Source organism: Sphaerisporangium sp. NPDC049457, assembly GCF_055586705.1.
On sequence record NZ_JBVJHR010000020.1, the window covers coordinates 192275 to 207198 of the forward strand.

Below are 14924 nucleotides of genomic sequence, written 5' to 3' on the forward strand. Positions count from 1 at the left end.
CGCGGAAATCGCCAAGGTTTTCGATGACCGGAGTCTCCGCCCCCCGCGAGAGCGCATCGGATCGGCCGTTTTCGCCGCCGGCCGCGCAGGCGGGGCGGTCAGTGACGGACGCGGCCGCGCCAGCCCTGGACGGGCAGGTCGAACTTGGCGACGAGGCGGTCGGTGAACGGCGCCCCGGTGGTCGCGGGATCGTGCAGCCTCGCCAGCCGCACCGGCAGGTCCGAGCGCCGCACCTCCACCCGCACCCCCGGCGGCAGGTCGAAACGGCGCCGTCCGTCGCACCACAGGACTCCCCCGGACGTGCCGGGAAGGATCTCGATGGCGATGTTCGAACGCGGCGAGACCACCAGGGGGCGGGCGAACAGCGCGTGGGCGCTGTTGGGCACCAGCAGCAGCGCCTCGACCTCCGGCCACACGACCGGTCCGCCCGCCGAGAACGCGTAGGCCGTCGAACCGGTCGGGGTGGCGCAGATCACCCCATCGCATCCCCACCGGGACAGCGGCCGGCCGTCGATCTCGGCGACGACCTCCAGCATGCGGTCGCGCTTCTCGACGCTGGCCTCGTTCAACGCCCAGGTGGACGCCAGTTGCTCGCCGTTCGCGCGGACCCTCACGTCCAGGGTCATCCGCTCTTCGACGGTGTAGCGGCTGGTCACGACGTGATCCACGGCCTCGGCCAGGTGCGCCATCTCGGCCTCGGCAAGGAAGCCGACGTGGCCGAGGTTGATGCCGAGCAGCGGGGCGCGGACCGGACGGGCGAGCTCGGCCGCCCGCAACAGCGTGCCATCGCCGCCCAGCACCAGGAACATCTCGGCGTCCTCGGCGGCGGCGGGACTCGCCGGCACCACCTCCACGCCGAGCGCGCCGATCTCCTCGGCCTCCGGCGCCATGACGCGGACGGTGAACCCCTCGCCGAGGAACCGCTGGATCACCAGCCGCGCGCTCTCGACCGCCGGCTCACGCCCCGTGTGGGCGGTGATCAGCACCGTGCGCTTCGCGCTGTCCATGGTCGGCTCCGCTCGTCCGCCGGGTACATCTGGCACTACTGGGGACCCTCCGTGACCGCGCGTTCGATCTCGGCGTCCAGGTCGGCGACCGGGGCGGGTCCCGGCCCCTTGCCGAGCCAGAGCAGGTATTCGACATTGCCCGACGGGCCCGGCAGCGGGCTCGCCGTCACGCCGCGCACGGTCAGCGACAGCGCGGCCGCCGCCGCCGCGACGTCCCGGACGGCTCCGGCCCGCAGGCCGGGGTCGCGTACGACGCCTCCGGCCCCCACGCGGTCCTTTCCCACCTCGAACTGCGGCTTCACCAGCATCACGAAGTCCGCCTCGGGAGCCGCGCAGGCCGAGAGGGCCGGCAGGACCAGGCGCAGCGAGATGAACGACAGGTCGCCGACGACCAGTGTGGGCGGCTCGCCGAGCATGCCGGCTGTCAGGTCTCGCACGTTGACCCGCTCCATCACCGTGACCCGCTCGTCGGTGCGCAGCGACCAGGCGAGCTGGCCGTACCCGACGTCGACCGCGAGGACCTGCCGGGCACCGCGGCGCAGCAGCACGTCGGTGAAACCGCCGGTCGAGGCGCCGGCGTCCAGACAGCGGCGCCCCTCGACGGTCAGGCCGCGCGGCCCGAACGCCTCAAGCGCGCCGACCAGCTTGTGGGCGCCCCGCGACACGTAGTCGGGACCCTCGGCGGCCTCGGCGACCACGATGGCCGCGGCCGTGTCCACCTGGGTCGCGGGTTTGGCCGCCGTACGGCCGCCGACGCTGACCCTGCCGCCGGAGATGAGTTCGGCGGCCTGCTCTCTGGAGCGGGCTAGGCCTCGGCGGACCAGCTCGCTGTCCAGGCGCATGCGGCGGCTCACTGCGCCCACCCCCCGGCATCCGCCCTTCCCCACAGACCCCGCGCATCGGCCTTTCGGCCGCGCATCGCTCTCGTCGCGAAACGCCACCCGGCCGTCATGGCCGGGCTTGTCGCCGTCATGACCTGTCGTCCCCCCGTCATCGAGCAACTCACCGTCTTCGGCGGCCGCCGTCCGGTCATCAGGGCGCGCCGTCCCCCTGAGCCGGGGAGGCGTCGTCCATGGAGGCGAGGGTAGCCTCCAGGTCGCCCAGGACCTCCTCGAACACCGGGACGTGCTCCCGGACGGGAAGCTCGCCCAGGCCGCCCAGCCTGGCCAGGGCGGCGGCCACCCTGGCCTCGCCGCTCTCCGTCATGCGTCGTCTCCACCCGTTCTGCGCGTCTGTCGTCCCGTGCGGCGTGTCGGTCCGCCCGCGTCCCGCCGACTCGCGGTACGCCCCTTGGTCGCGGCGCCGCTCAGGGACATGATGAAATGATCGCGCGCCGAGGTCACCGCCGCCTGCGCGACGGCCGTAGACCCTGACCGTATCGGAAGCGGCCATCAGTGTGATGCCCTTCTCTTCCCAGGCCGCCCCCGCGCGCCGGATTTCGCGTAGTACTCAAGTGAAACGCTACCTTCCGTAGGTCAGAGGGTCTTCGGGGACGAGAAGGAGTACCGCGCATGGCGACCGTCGACGAGTGCAGGGCGGCTTTGGACAAGCTCGCCGAGCAGTTCGCCGAGCTTGATTCGGAGACGCGCACCAAGCATGTGGTGGACAGGAGCCTCAGCTGCCGCATCACCGACCTGGACGTCACCTTCTACGGGCGCATCCATCAGGACGGGCTTGAGCCGTTCACCGACGTCCCTCCGGCTGGAGGGCGTCCGGCCGAGGTGCGCATCCGCATCTCCAGTGACGATCTGCTGTCCATGGTGAACGGCGAGCTGGACATGGCGCGGGCGCTGCTGGGGGGTCGCGTCAAGATCGACGCCAGCCTGGGTGACCTGCTGCGCCTGCGCAAACTCCTCTGACCTCCACAGAGGCCCCCGCTCGGCCCCCGCTCGGCCCCCGTCCGTCCGTCGTACGCCACCGGCGCGGCCGAACACCCCCGAACCCGAAAGGCCCGACCGAAACGATCGAACGCCCCTGCACCCAGGGACGCAACCAGAGCGGTCGCACATCCCTTAACCCGGCAGATCCGACCAGCACGGTCCGACATCCCCGCACCCAGGAGACGCGACCAGAGCGGTCGCGCACCCTGAGCCCGCCGGGAGATAGACCCGGCCAGGACGGTCGGAACATCCCTGACCCCGGGAGAACACGACCAGAGCGGTCGGAACATCTCTGAACCCAGGTGACTCGACCAGGACGGTCGGCGGGCCGCGACCCGCCGAGGACAAGGGCGGTCAGAGGACCAGGGCCGCCATGACCTGAGTGAGGGCGGCCTCGTCTGTGCGACCGTCGCCCGCATGGGCCCAGGACGCCGCGCAGGCCACACGGAGCCCGTCCAGAGGGTCGCCCTCGCCCTTCAGGCGCAGCTCTCCGTCCTCCCATCGAGCCACCCAGCCCTCGCGGGTCCACTCGTCGGCCTCGCTCGCCACCGGCGCCGGCGGCAGGTGCACGGCGGAGACGTCGGCGGCGATGTGCGTCGGGCGATGCTCGGGCGGCGCGGTGAGAAGATCCAGCGGGCCGGTGACCCCGCTCAGCACCAGCAGGCTGTCGACGCCCGCCCGGGTGGCGGCCTCCACGTCGGTGTCCAGCCTGTCTCCTACGATGAGCGGCCTTTCGGCGCCGGTCCGCAGCATGGACTCCTTGTGCAGCGGCGGTTCGGGCTTGCCCGCCGACACGGGCTCCACCCCCGTAGCGGTCGCGATCACGCGGGTCATCGATCCGTTGCCGGGCAGTACGCCGCGATTCGTCGGCATGGTCGTGTCGCCGTTGGCGGCGACGAACCAGGCCCCCCGCCGAACGGCGAGCGCGCCCTCGCTCAGCAGGGCGTAGGACAGATCAGGCGAAATCCCTTGCACGACCGCCACGGGGGAATCGGCCGCGGTCGTCACCGGGCGCAGCCCCTGGGCCCGCAACGCGGAACGCAGCCCCATGCCGCCGACCACGAGCACGGCCGCGCCTGAGGGCACCCGTTCGGCGATCATGCGCGCCGCGGCCTGCGCCGAGGTCACCACGTCGTCCGGCGTGGCCGGCACCCCGATGGACACCAGATGCTCGGCGATCGCGGCCGGCGTGCGGGAGGCGTTGTTGGTCACGTACGCGAGCCGCACCCCGGTGTCACGGGCTCGGGTCAGCGCCTCGGGCGCACCCTCGACCGCCTGGCGGCCGAGGTAGACGACTCCATCGAGATCGAGCAGCAAGGTGTCGTAGAGGTCGATCAGCGTGGTCTGCATGGCCCCACTATTTCCGATGCCAAGACACCCCCATGACCCGGGCACACCCTTGCCGCCCTGCTCACCATTCCCGCCCCGGCCTCCTCGGCGGCGACGAGCACGGCGAACCCGCCGACAGCACCTCGCCCCCCGGCTCCGTGGTCACGCCCCGCCCCGGACACCCAGGCAACGCCCCACCCGCAACCCCACCAAATCAAACCGAACCGAGCCCACAGAGGCACCCCGAAACAACCATGCTCACCCCGACACCACCATGGACCGAGCAGGCGTGGTGACAGTCACCGGACACGGGCACGGCTGGGACGGGTTGTTCACGCCTGTCGGGCGCGCAAGGTGGCGCGGACCTGCTTCAGCGCCGAGACGTAGTCACGGAGGTCGGGGCGCATCGCCACGGCCATGGCCAGGTGCTCCTGGGCGGCCTTCATGTCGCCCGTGCGCCACAGCGCCATGCCGAGGCCGAAATAGGCGTAGTCCTCCGTAGGGTCGGCGGAGACGATCCAGCGGAAACTGTCGGCGGCCTCCTCGTAGCGGCGCGAATTGAACTGGGCTCTGGCCAGAGCCTCCCGAATGCTGCGCGAGCCGGGCTCGGCGTCGGCCGCACGCGCCAGGACGGCCGCCGCGGCGGCCGGGCTGCCGTCCTTCAGCAGCTTGACCCCGCGTTGAAACCACTCGTAGACATCGCCCGCTGGAGCGTTCGACTCATAGACATCACCGGCAGGAGCGTTCGACTCGTAGACGTGTGAGTTCGGCTGAAAGTCAGCGGGCTCCGGCCCGCTTCGTCCCTGCACCATCTTTTGAGGCCTCCTTCAGAGGACAAGTCATCCCGGCTTCCTGACGAGCCGGGCAGCGCTACGACATCGGGGCTGTCTCTGAGCGACTCAGGCCTTTATGGCACCATGCCCGGTATGGCCATCTCTGAACTGCCGTCGCCTGACGGACTGGTATTGCGCCCGTTCCGGGGTGTGCGCTTCGCAGTGGACGACCTGGCTGCGGTCACCTCCCCACCGTACGATGTCGTCTCGCGGGAAGACGTCCACAGTTTGCTCGATGCCCACCCCAACAACGTCGTGCGGCTGATCCTTCCCGGCGCCGACCAGCATCGTTACGCCGAAGCTCGCGAAACGCTCGGATCGTGGCTCAATTCGGGCGTACTCGCCGTAGATGATCTCCCTGCGCTTTACGTCTACGAACAGAGCGGGCCGGGTCTGCTGCTGCGCGGTCTGATCGGCGACCTCGGCCTCTCTGAGCCGGAGAAGGGCATCGTGCTGCCGCACGAGAACGTCATGCCCGCGACGGTGGCCGACCGCTTGGCGCTGATGAAGACGACCGAGAGCAACCTGGAGCCCATCTTCCTGCTGTACGAGGGCGACGGCGCCGCCGCCTCCAGCCTGGTCGACGAGGTGGCCTCGACTCGGGCGCCGCTGGTGGACGTCCGCACCGACGACGGCATCACCCATCGGTTGTGGGCCCTCACCGAACCGGCCGAGCAGCAGACCGTGGCGGAGGCGCTTCATGAGCGCCAGGCGCTCATCGCCGACGGCCACCACCGGTACGCCACCTACCTCGCCCTGCAGCGCGACTACCACGCCGAAGGGCGTGGCCCCGGCCCGTGGGACTTCGGCCTGGCCCTGCTGGTCGACTCGAGGGCCTACCCGCCCGATCTCAAGGCCATCCACCGGGTCATCCCCGGGCTGCCCCTGGACGAGGCGGCGGCGCGGGCCAAGGGAGCCTGGCAGGTGCATGAGTTCGCCCACCTGGAGGAGGCGCTGGAAGCGCTCGCCACATCGACGGGCCCGGCGTTCGTCCTGGCGGGCGAGGGGCCCAGCCACCTGCTCACCGGCCCCGACCCTGTGCAGCTGCAGCACGCCATGCCGACGGGCCGCACGGACGCCTGGAAGTCCCTCGTCACGTCGATCCTCTCGGAGTTCCTCCTGCCGAAGGTCTGGGGCATGCACGACGATGAGCAGACGGTGCGCATCGTCCATCACGACCCGTTCCGGGCCGCGCAGATGGCCCGCAGCGAGTCGGGGACGGCGGTGATCGTCCCGCCGCTGACCGTCGAGAACGTACTTGCCATCGCGGCGGGAGGCGAGCGGGTGCCCCGCAAGTCCACCTCGTTCGGCCCCAAACCCCGCACCGGCCTGATCCTTCGCACCTTCGCCACCGACTGACCCCCGAACCCCCGTCGCAGACCCCACACCCGCGACGAACCCGCCCCGACCATCCCCCTCCTCATCAGGTGAGCAGCCCCGGGCACGAAGCCATCGCAGCGTGAAGACTCTCGCTCGACGCCCCTTGCCCGCACCCGTGCTTGTGCTCGTGCCCGTGCTGATGCCCGTGCCCGTGCTCGTGCTCCGACGTGTCGCGATCGCGCGGACGCTGCGCGCCCATTGGAGCGTCACCGTTCGCTGGGCCGCCGGAGTCGATGGCGGCGGCGGTTTCCCTCCGTCGTCGATCTCGTGCCCGCAGACGACTCGCCTGGTGTACCTCGACCTCATAGGTGCTCACCCCCCCACCGGCCCCGCCCCGATATCTCTGGTGCAGCGCTCCCTCGACCGTGACGACGTCATCGACCGTCCACCCGGCCACCTGTGCGCCGACCTCGGCGTCGAAGGTGACGCACGCGATGCCGTCGGCCTTCTTTCCACTCGCGTGCTCGGGGGGCCGACGGACCGCGAGCCCCCACATCGTCATGACGTCTCCGCTGGGCAGCTCCTTGCGCCTCGGCGGCTTGGACAGCCGTCCGACCAGCGTCACCTCGTTGCGGTGCATGGGAAACCCCTTCCTGCCATGTCACGTCCTGTCCATGACGGGCCCATCTTCCGGCGGCAGGTCTGCTCCCGCGAGGACCGAACGTCGCTCTGTGGAAAACGGCGCGAGTGCCTGGCACATGGACGTCGCGAAGGCGGAGTCATGCCCGCGGTTCGCCCTGGGAATCGCCCAGGTGGTACGAACATAGGGACCACGGGCACGGCGCGCGCCCGGGGGAACGAAGGAGCAGCCTGTGGACAACGTCACGCCGCTCGGCGGAGATGTCTACGAGATCGACACGCGCATGGCGGGGTACTCCGGGATCACCGCGGGCTATCTGATCCTCGGGGACCGGCCGTGCCTCGTCGAGACCGGCACGTCCACGTCGGCGCCCGTCGTCCGCGACGCGCTCACGTCTCTCGGAGTCGGCCGGGACGATCTCGCCACGGTGGTGGTCACGCACATCCACCTGGACCACGCGGGGGGCGTTGGCGATATCGCCGGTTTCTACCCCTCCGCCGAGATCGTCGTCCACCAGAAGGGCGCACGGCACCTCGCCGACCCCACCGTTCTCATGGCCAGCGCGAAAATGGTCTGGGGGGACAAGCTCGACTCGATCTTCGGAGCGCTGTCGCCCACCGAGGCGGCCCGCATTCGCGCCCTGGACGACACCGACTCGATCGACCTCGGCGGCGGCCGGACGCTGGCCAGCCACTACTCCCCGGGGCACGCCAAGCACCACGTAGGCCTGCTGGACTCGGCGACCGGCGACCTGTACGTCGGCGACGCCGCCGGGGTGTACCTGCCGCAGACTGGCGACCTGCGGCCGGCCACGCCTCCCCCGGACTTCGACCTGCAGACCGCGCTGAACTCGCTGACCCTGTTCAACGACCTCGGCCCTCAGCGACTGCTGTTCAGCCACTACGGGCCGGTCTCCGACGTTCCGGAGATCCTGGCACGTTCCGCCGAGGAACTGCGCATCTGGGTGGATCTGACCCGCCAAGCCCACACGCAGGGCATGGACCTCGACCACGCCGTGGCGATGGTGCGCGAGAAGACGCGTGAACGCTATGGCGCCCCTGCCCTGGAAGACGCCGAAACGGTGCGGCAGTTCGAGATGCTCAGCGGGGCTCCGTCCAACGTGGCGGGCATCATGCACTGGCTCAACCGCTCTCGCCCCGCCGCAGGCTGAGGCCGCTTTCGACGATTATCATCGATTTCGGCGATTACGGCCTCTCGGCGAAGCATGCTGTCTCATTGAGCCGTCGCACTCATTGAGCTTGCGCATCCATTGGGCAGCTCGCTCGTCGAATCGACTCTCTCGTCGATCCTTCCGTCGAGCGGGGCTCTATGGTGACCCGGCCAAAGTGGTTGGCGAAGAACGCCACTGTTCACCGAAAGGCCGGAAATATACCGCGTACGTGCGTGCCTGCTTTTCGGGCGGGCACGGTTCTGTGCCGGGCAGGCTTAGATTTCAGCCAACGGGGGAACGATGAGTGGCGGGCGCCGCACGCCTCGAGTTCGTCGGCGCCCACCACCCCTCGTCAGCCCATGCGCGCCTCAGGCATCACGCCGATCCGGCTTGTGCGCCTGAACGTCGTCCTCGTCTTCGTCGTCCAGAACATCCCCCGGAACCGGCCTCGCCGAAACACCGAAATCCGGTTCGATGAAGGCCGGCGCCATGCCGATCTCCATGCGCGGAGCCTCCATCACGGGGGCGTCCGCCTCCCGCACACCGGTGCCCGCCGGGCCGCTTCCGGCCGCGGGCGATTCAGGTGCGACGCCATCGGATTCCACACGGCTCCGGTCGCTCGGCGACTGGACGCCGGCGGCTTCGGCGGCTTCGGCGCCATCGACGCTCTGAGCTCCACGGGCCGGCTCTCCGGCATCGGTTTCGAGCTTGACGGAGCCCTCGTCCTCAGGGGCTTCGGTCTCCTCCGGCGCTTCGGACGGCACGGCCGCCCCGGACGGGACGGCCACCTCACCGATGGCCGCGCCGGGTGCCTGCACACCCTGCCCGGGCACCGCCTGCCGGTCCGGCGTCTGGGCAGCCTGCGTGCCGAGGCCCTCGGCAACGTCGTCCCCGGCCTCCTGCTCGGCGCCGGCGACCGGCTCATCCCGGACGTCGGCACCGCTTCTGTCATCCAGGGTTACGGCAGACCCGCCGACCGCGTCGACGGCGGACTCGGAGACTTCCTCGTCTTCGTCCTCGTCCAACTCGTCGCCGTCGGCGTCCGCGCCGAGTTCGCCGTCGAGGTCCGTGCCGGCCTCGTCGTCGCCGTCCAGGACGAAGTCGCCGTCCTCCTCGTCCTCGTCCTCCTCGATGTCCTCGATGACGGCTCCGGTGAGCTGCGCGTACCGCTCGGCCGCGTCCGTCTCTCCGTCCTCGTCGAACATCATGGCCCGCTCGAACCAGTCGGTGGCCGCGCTCTCGTGGCCGGCCTCCGCCAGGGCGTCGGCGTAGGCGAACGTCAGGCGGGCAGACCAGGGGTGCGGCTCCTGGTTGCGCAGCTCGGGCACCCGCTGAAGGGCGATGACGGCCGCGTCGTGCTGACCGAGATCCCGGCGCGCGCCGGACTCCACGATGGCCAGCTCGATGCGACCCGCACGGTCCAGACGCTCGGCCTCGGGGGAACGGATCAGGTCCAGCGCACGCTCAGGACGGCCGAGCCCGCGCTCGCAGTCCGCCATGATCGGCAGGAACTCATCCAAGCCCGTCATCCTGCGCGCGGCGCGCAGATCGCTGAGCGCCTCGGCGTAGTGTCCGGCACGGTAGGCCGTCAGACCCACCGCCTCGCGGACGACGCCGATGCGCGCGGCGAACCGGCGAGCGACCTTCGCGTGCTCGTACGCCAGCTCCGCGTCGTCGTCACCGAGCGCACGCTCGGCGGCCACCAGGTGGCAGGCGATCATGTTCGCGAGGTCGTTGGGCAGGGAGCGGAGCTCGTCCCTGACCTCCTTCTCCAGTTCCTCGGGCGTGATGTCCGGAGCCAGCTCCGGCACCGCGACCTGCTCGTCGCGGCGCGGGCGCCCGTCGCGGGAGCCGTGCTCGGTGTCGCGCCCGAAGGGGCGGCCAGTGTCGCGTCCGTAACGGCCGCGGGAGCCTTCGTGCTCGCCACGACCAGCGCCGCCCCGGTCGCCTCCGGAGGAACCGTGCCCGCTTCGGTCGTCCCTGGAGCCGTACCCGCCCCGGTCGCCTCTTGATGCGTAGCCGTCCCTGTCGCGGTCGCCGTAAGACCTGCCACCGCGGTCACCGGTGGACGGGCGGTCCTCGCGGGGCCCCCGGTCGTCGCGGCCCTCACGGCTGAACGGGCGTGGCCCGGAACCGGAGCGCTCATCCCGCGGGAACGGACGCTCGGCGCCCTGTCCACGACTGTCACGGCCGTAGGGCCGGTCACCGCCGCCGTACGGACGGCCACCGCGGTCGTCGCGGCCCTGGCGGCCTTCACCGTCGAACGAGCGTGCTCCCGGCCCGCGGCGGTCATCTCGCTGGAACGGCCGTCCACCGCGCTCACCTGGACCCGAAGGACGGGCGCCTCGGTCGTCACGGTCGTACGGACGCCCGCCGCGGTCTCCGCGGTCGAACGAGCGCCCACCACGATCGTCCCGCTCGAACGGGCGCCCACCACGGTCATTCCGCTCCAACGAACGTCCACCACGGTCACCGCGGTCACGCCAGCCCGAGGACTCGGCGGGCCGGCCCTCACGCCGGTCCCCGTAACCGGAGCCCGGCCGGTCGCCCTCGCGCTGAGGACGCTCGCCGCTCATCCCGGAGGAGCCGCCACGGTCGTACGGGCGCCCACCGGAGCCGCCGCGGTCGTCCCGGTAGGACGGCCGGGCCTGGCGGTCGCCACGGTCGTCACGGTTGTACGGCCGGGTGCCGGGGCCGCCGCGATCATCGCGCCTGTCACGGCCCTCGTGGCCTTCACGGCCTTCACGATTGAACGGACGCGGGCCCGAGCCGCCGCGGTCATCCCGCTGGAACGGACGGCCTTCGCGGTCGCCGCGGCCAGGACCGGAAGGACGACCGCCACGGTCGTCACGATCACGCCAGCCGGACGAACCTCCGGCGCCCGCCCCACGCCGATCCCCGGCGCGGGAGTCGGGCCGGCCGCCATAGGAGCGGTCACCGCGCGGCCCCTGGAACCCCTGGCCACTGCGGGGAGCGCCGCCCCGGTCGTCGCGGCCGTAGGAGCGGTCACCGCCGCCACCGCGACGGTCGTCACGGTCGTCCCGGTTGAAGGAACGACCCGCACGCTCAGAGCCGTCGCCACTGCCACCCGGACGATCTTGGTAGCCACCGCGCTCACGGCGCTCGAAGGAACCCTCCGGACGCTCGTTGCCCTCGAAGGAACGGCCTTGACGGTCGCCACGGTCGCCACGGTCAAAGGAACGGGCAGGCCGGTCGCCACGATCGAACGAACGACCCGGCCGATCAGTGCGGTCCCCACGGTCGCCGCGGTCGAAGGAACGGCCGGAGCCCTCTCGCCGGTCGTCGCGGCCGAAGCCCTGACCACCGCCGGACGCGCCCCTGCCCTCACCGCCGTACGGCCGGCCACCACGGTCGTCGCGCTGGAACGGTCGTCCTCCGCGAGAATCACGGTCGCGGGACCCGTACGAACCGCCGGGACGGCCTTCGCGCCGCTCGCCGTAGCGTGGGCCGTCCCCTGGGCGCCTCTCTCCACGGGCTCCGGCGCGGTAGCCGTCGGCCGGCCGGTCTCCCCTGGGCCTCTCAGGGCGGTCACTGCGGGATCCCCCGGACCCCTCGCCCGAGCGGTTCCCACCATCTTCGGGACGGCCCGAGTCCTCACGTCCGTTATCTCTGTTCACTTCTGTCCTTCGTTGCTCGCTCACCGCGTCCGCCGTGATCGGCGTTCATCTGTAGCGCCGACCGTGTGCGGAGGGGACGGGCCATCTCGGCCGCGGGCCCCAAGGCCCGTTCACTCTGTCGCTGCCCGCCCTTGGCGCCTTACGCGACGAAGGCCACCCGTGGTGGGGTGGCCCGGCTCCGTCCAGCCTAGCAAGCCCCTACCCCCCAACCATCCATTCACCCGAAGAGCGCGGGACCGCCCACCCGCCGGATCGGCCTTTCCGGCCGCTCCGACGTCGCCGAACGATTTCCCGGGCTACGCAAGCGAGCCCTCCTCGACAGCCGCAAAGCCGGCATGTCCGCAATGAGAACCAGGCGAGAAGCGTCACCGCGCGGAGATGAGGGGATTCGAGAATCGCCACGCGGCCCGATGCGCTTCATGCACCTCGACCTACGCCCCCGGACGATCAGTGCGATGATCACTGGGTCAGCCACTCTGTGAGCGGCGAACGGGCCCTGCGCAAGTCTGCCGCGGACGTAACAGAACATTGCCGACAGCTTCCCCGCACGGGCACGTCCCGCCCTGCCATAAGAGAGGTGTCGTGGAGTGACTGCTCTGAGAGGAGTCTTGTAGCCATGGCCTCCATCCGCCATGAATTCGTGATCGACGCGTCCCCCGAGTACATCTGGGACACGCTGCGCGACGTAGGGGCCGTCCACGAGCGCCTGCTGCCCGGCCGCGTTGCCGACACCCGCATCGAGGGCGACCAGCGGTATCTGACCTTCCCCGACGGACATGTGGTCCGCGAGTTGCTCGTCGCGATCGACGACGAAGCCCGCCGCCTGGCCTACTCCGTCGTCGAGGGCGCTCGGCCGTCTACCCGGCATCACCATGCCTCCTTCGAAGTCCACGCCGAGGGTGACGGGGCGGGCCGGGTCGTCTGGACCACAGACGTGCTGCCGCACTCGCTGGCCACCGAGATCCGGATCCGCGTCCAACGAGGCGCGGCCGAGATGAAGGAGACGATCGAGCGGCAGTACGAGGCCACACCGGCCGGCCCAGCACGCTGAGCTCCTTCCACCCGGCAGCGCCGGCCGATCCAGGAAACTTCGTCTCTTCTGTTGACGTCAATCTGAGATCGGCATTAGCGTCGTCTCTGTCCGAGACAACGTTCAACGGGTCGCCGTCGATGCCGGAGCCCGTCATTGAGCGTGGTAGTAATGATCCGCGGAGGAGGCCGTACAGACGAAGTTGGTGCACCATGACCGAGCGCTACCTCGGCGTTCTCGGCATCGGCGAGGCGCTGGGTGTGAGTCGGCACGCGGTGCACAAGTGGCGCTCGCGATACCCCGGCGATTCGAGTCACCCGTTCCCCGAGCCTGACGTCGAGATCGACGGGGCTCCCGGCTGGCGGGCCGATCGCCTGGAGGAGATCATCCAATGGCGCAACGGCCTGCCGGGCCGCGGCGCAGGCGGCGGCCGTCCTTCAGCCGCACGTCAGGAATACCTCAGGGAAGCGGCGGCGCGTGGCATGGAACGGGACGAAGCGCTGCGCGCGCTCGTCACCCTCACCGAGGAGTTCCCGGAGAAGACCGAGCCGGAGATCTGCGCCTGGCTCATCTCGCACTGGCGCGGCTGATCCTTCTCCCGCCGGCCGACGCCTCCCCGCAACACGAAGCCATACGAAAGGCGATGACGCATGCCCGAAATCGGTGGGCACACCGCACCAGGATTCGAAGGAGTACGGGAAGCGTTCGCGGCCAATCTGGCCGGCGAACAGGAGATCGGCGCCGCAGTCGGCGTCTACCTACACGGTCGCAAGGTCGTCGACCTGTGGGGCGGCATCGCCGATCCGGAGACCGGCCGCCGCTGGGAACGCGACACGCTGCAGGTCGTGTTCTCCACCACCAAGGGCGTCACCGCCGCCTGCGCGCACCTGCTGTCGCAGCGAGGCGAACTGGACCTGGACGCGCCCGTCGCCCATTACTGGCCGGAGTTCGCGGCGAACGGCAAGGACCGCATCCCGGTCCGCTGGCTGCTCACCCACCAGGCCGGACTGCCCGCGATCGACCACCCCATCACCCCTGCCGAGGCGATCGTCTGGGATCCGATGGTGACCGCACTGGCCGCCCAGCGTCCATTCTGGGAACCGGGCACCGACCACGGTTACCATGCGCACACCTACGGCTGGCTGGTGGGCGAAGTCGTCCGCCGAGTGACCGGCCGCAGTCTCGGAGCGTTTCTCGCCGAGGAGATCGCCGCACCTCTCGGCCTGGATCTCTGGATCGGGTTGCCAGAAGCAGAACGGCACCGAGTCAGCCGGATCATCGCCGCCCCGATCGACCTGAGCGCATTCGCGCGTATTGATTTGGACGCCCTTCCCGAACCCGCGCGCGAGGTGATGAGGGCCTACGCCGACCCGACGTCACTGACCATGCGGGCGATCACCACCGTCGCGCCGCCGCTGAACCACAACGATCCCGACGAGCAGTCCGCCGAGATGCCCTCGACCAACGGCATCTGCACCGCCCGCGCGCTGGCCCGCTTCTACGCCGCGCTCATCGGCGAGGTCGACGGGCATCGCATCCTCTCGTCCGAGACCTTGGCCGCAGCGACCAGAGAACAGGCCAACGGCATCGACCGCGTGCTGCGCATACCCGTCCGGATCGGCACCGGCTTCGGTCTGCCCACTCCCGACGCGTTCTGGTACAGCCCTACCGCGTTCGGATTCCCCGGCTACGGCGGATCGCTCGGCTTCGCCGACCCGGCGACCGGTCTGGCGTTCGGCTATGTCATGAACCACATCCAGGAAGGCGTACCGGACCCAAGAGCCGCCACCCTCCTGACCGCAGTCCACAACGCCATGACCACCCATCTCCAGCCGTAGTTCACAGACGTGACCGCGTCCCGACGGTGCCCCCAGCCCCGGCGAACCCAACCCCAGCAGCTCCGATCCCACAGGCCCTAAGAAGAAAAAAAGGAGGGCCGAGAGGGAAAGAGGCGCCGGGGCAGAAGAGGGGACCGCGAGAAAAGGGTCCTGAAACGCAGGAAAGCCACCCGGATACCGGATGGCTTCCCTGCAACCACACAACACGACACTACCGCCCGTGTTGCGTATATGAAAT

General features: G+C 70.4%; 13 protein-coding genes. 6 read left to right on the forward strand and 7 right to left on the reverse strand.

Annotated features, from left to right (window positions below):
- Positions 1-98: 98 nt before the first annotated feature.
- The 3 genes from ACZ6QO_RS29095 to ACZ6QO_RS29105 all read right to left on the reverse strand — a co-directional run bounded on the left by ACZ6QO_RS29095 (position 99) and on the right by ACZ6QO_RS29105 (position 2213).
- A complete protein-coding gene (locus ACZ6QO_RS29095; protein ID WP_465855136.1) occupies positions 99-1007 on the reverse strand; it encodes an NAD kinase in 909 nt (302 codons plus the stop codon).
- A gap of 35 nt (positions 1008-1042) precedes the next feature.
- Positions 1043-1861 (reverse strand): TlyA family RNA methyltransferase, encoded by an 819-nt coding sequence (locus tag ACZ6QO_RS29100; RefSeq protein WP_465855137.1) that lies wholly within the window; start codon positions 1859-1861, stop codon positions 1043-1045.
- A 178-nt stretch (positions 1862-2039) separates the two neighbouring features.
- On the reverse strand, positions 2040-2213 hold the full coding sequence (locus tag ACZ6QO_RS29105) for a hypothetical protein (protein ID WP_465855139.1): 174 nt from the start codon (positions 2211-2213) through the stop codon (positions 2040-2042).
- 305 nt (positions 2214-2518) lie between these two features.
- Between ACZ6QO_RS29105 and ACZ6QO_RS29110 the strand changes: the two genes are divergently transcribed.
- The gene (locus ACZ6QO_RS29110; RefSeq protein WP_465855140.1) at positions 2519-2866 is read left to right on the forward strand and encodes an SCP2 sterol-binding domain-containing protein; all 348 of its coding nucleotides are present in this window, start codon (positions 2519-2521) and stop codon (positions 2864-2866) included.
- Between the two features lie 375 nt (positions 2867-3241).
- Here ACZ6QO_RS29110 and ACZ6QO_RS29115 read toward each other — a convergent pair whose 3' ends face one another.
- Together ACZ6QO_RS29115 and ACZ6QO_RS29120 are read right to left on the reverse strand one after the other, a co-directional pair.
- Positions 3242-4237, reverse strand: coding sequence for an HAD-IIA family hydrolase (locus ACZ6QO_RS29115; protein WP_465855142.1), 996 nt, complete (start codon positions 4235-4237; stop codon positions 3242-3244).
- Positions 4238-4548: 311 nt separating this feature from the next.
- Positions 4549-5028 (reverse strand): tetratricopeptide repeat protein, encoded by a 480-nt coding sequence (locus tag ACZ6QO_RS29120; protein ID WP_465855144.1) that lies wholly within the window; start codon positions 5026-5028, stop codon positions 4549-4551.
- Positions 5029-5142: 114 nt separating this feature from the next.
- Here ACZ6QO_RS29120 and ACZ6QO_RS29125 point away from each other — a divergent pair, with 114 nt between their 5' ends.
- Complete coding sequence (locus tag ACZ6QO_RS29125; RefSeq protein WP_465855145.1) at positions 5143-6408, forward strand: DUF1015 family protein; 1266 nt, start codon at positions 5143-5145, stop codon at positions 6406-6408.
- Between the two features lie 64 nt (positions 6409-6472).
- On the opposite strand, the gene ACZ6QO_RS29130 is transcribed toward ACZ6QO_RS29125, so the two are convergent.
- Positions 6473-7009 (reverse strand): single-stranded DNA-binding protein, encoded by a 537-nt coding sequence (locus ACZ6QO_RS29130; RefSeq protein WP_465855147.1) that lies wholly within the window; start codon positions 7007-7009, stop codon positions 6473-6475.
- Between the two features lie 232 nt (positions 7010-7241).
- Here ACZ6QO_RS29130 and ACZ6QO_RS29135 point away from each other — a divergent pair, with 232 nt between their 5' ends.
- Complete coding sequence (locus tag ACZ6QO_RS29135) at positions 7242-8180, forward strand: MBL fold metallo-hydrolase (protein ID WP_465855148.1); 939 nt, start codon at positions 7242-7244, stop codon at positions 8178-8180.
- Positions 8181-8548: 368 nt separating this feature from the next.
- Here ACZ6QO_RS29135 and ACZ6QO_RS29140 read toward each other — a convergent pair whose 3' ends face one another.
- Positions 8549-9901, reverse strand: a complete 1353-nt coding sequence (locus tag ACZ6QO_RS29140; RefSeq protein ID WP_465855150.1) for a hypothetical protein — start codon at positions 9899-9901, stop codon at positions 8549-8551.
- Between the two features lie 2533 nt (positions 9902-12434).
- On the opposite strand from ACZ6QO_RS29140, the gene ACZ6QO_RS29145 reads away from it, so the two are divergent.
- The 3 genes from ACZ6QO_RS29145 to ACZ6QO_RS29155 all read left to right on the forward strand — a co-directional run bounded on the left by ACZ6QO_RS29145 (position 12435) and on the right by ACZ6QO_RS29155 (position 14686).
- Positions 12435-12869 carry an SRPBCC family protein gene (locus tag ACZ6QO_RS29145; protein ID WP_465855152.1) on the forward strand — a complete coding sequence of 145 codons (435 nt, stop codon included), beginning with the start codon at positions 12435-12437 and terminating at the stop codon, positions 12867-12869.
- A gap of 191 nt (positions 12870-13060) precedes the next feature.
- Positions 13061-13438, forward strand: a complete 378-nt coding sequence (locus ACZ6QO_RS29150; protein WP_465855154.1) for a hypothetical protein — start codon at positions 13061-13063, stop codon at positions 13436-13438.
- Positions 13439-13498: 60 nt separating this feature from the next.
- Positions 13499-14686: a serine hydrolase domain-containing protein gene (locus tag ACZ6QO_RS29155; protein WP_465855156.1), complete on the forward strand. Its 1188-nt coding sequence runs from the start codon at positions 13499-13501 to the stop codon at positions 14684-14686.
- Positions 14687-14924: the final 238 nt, after the last annotated feature.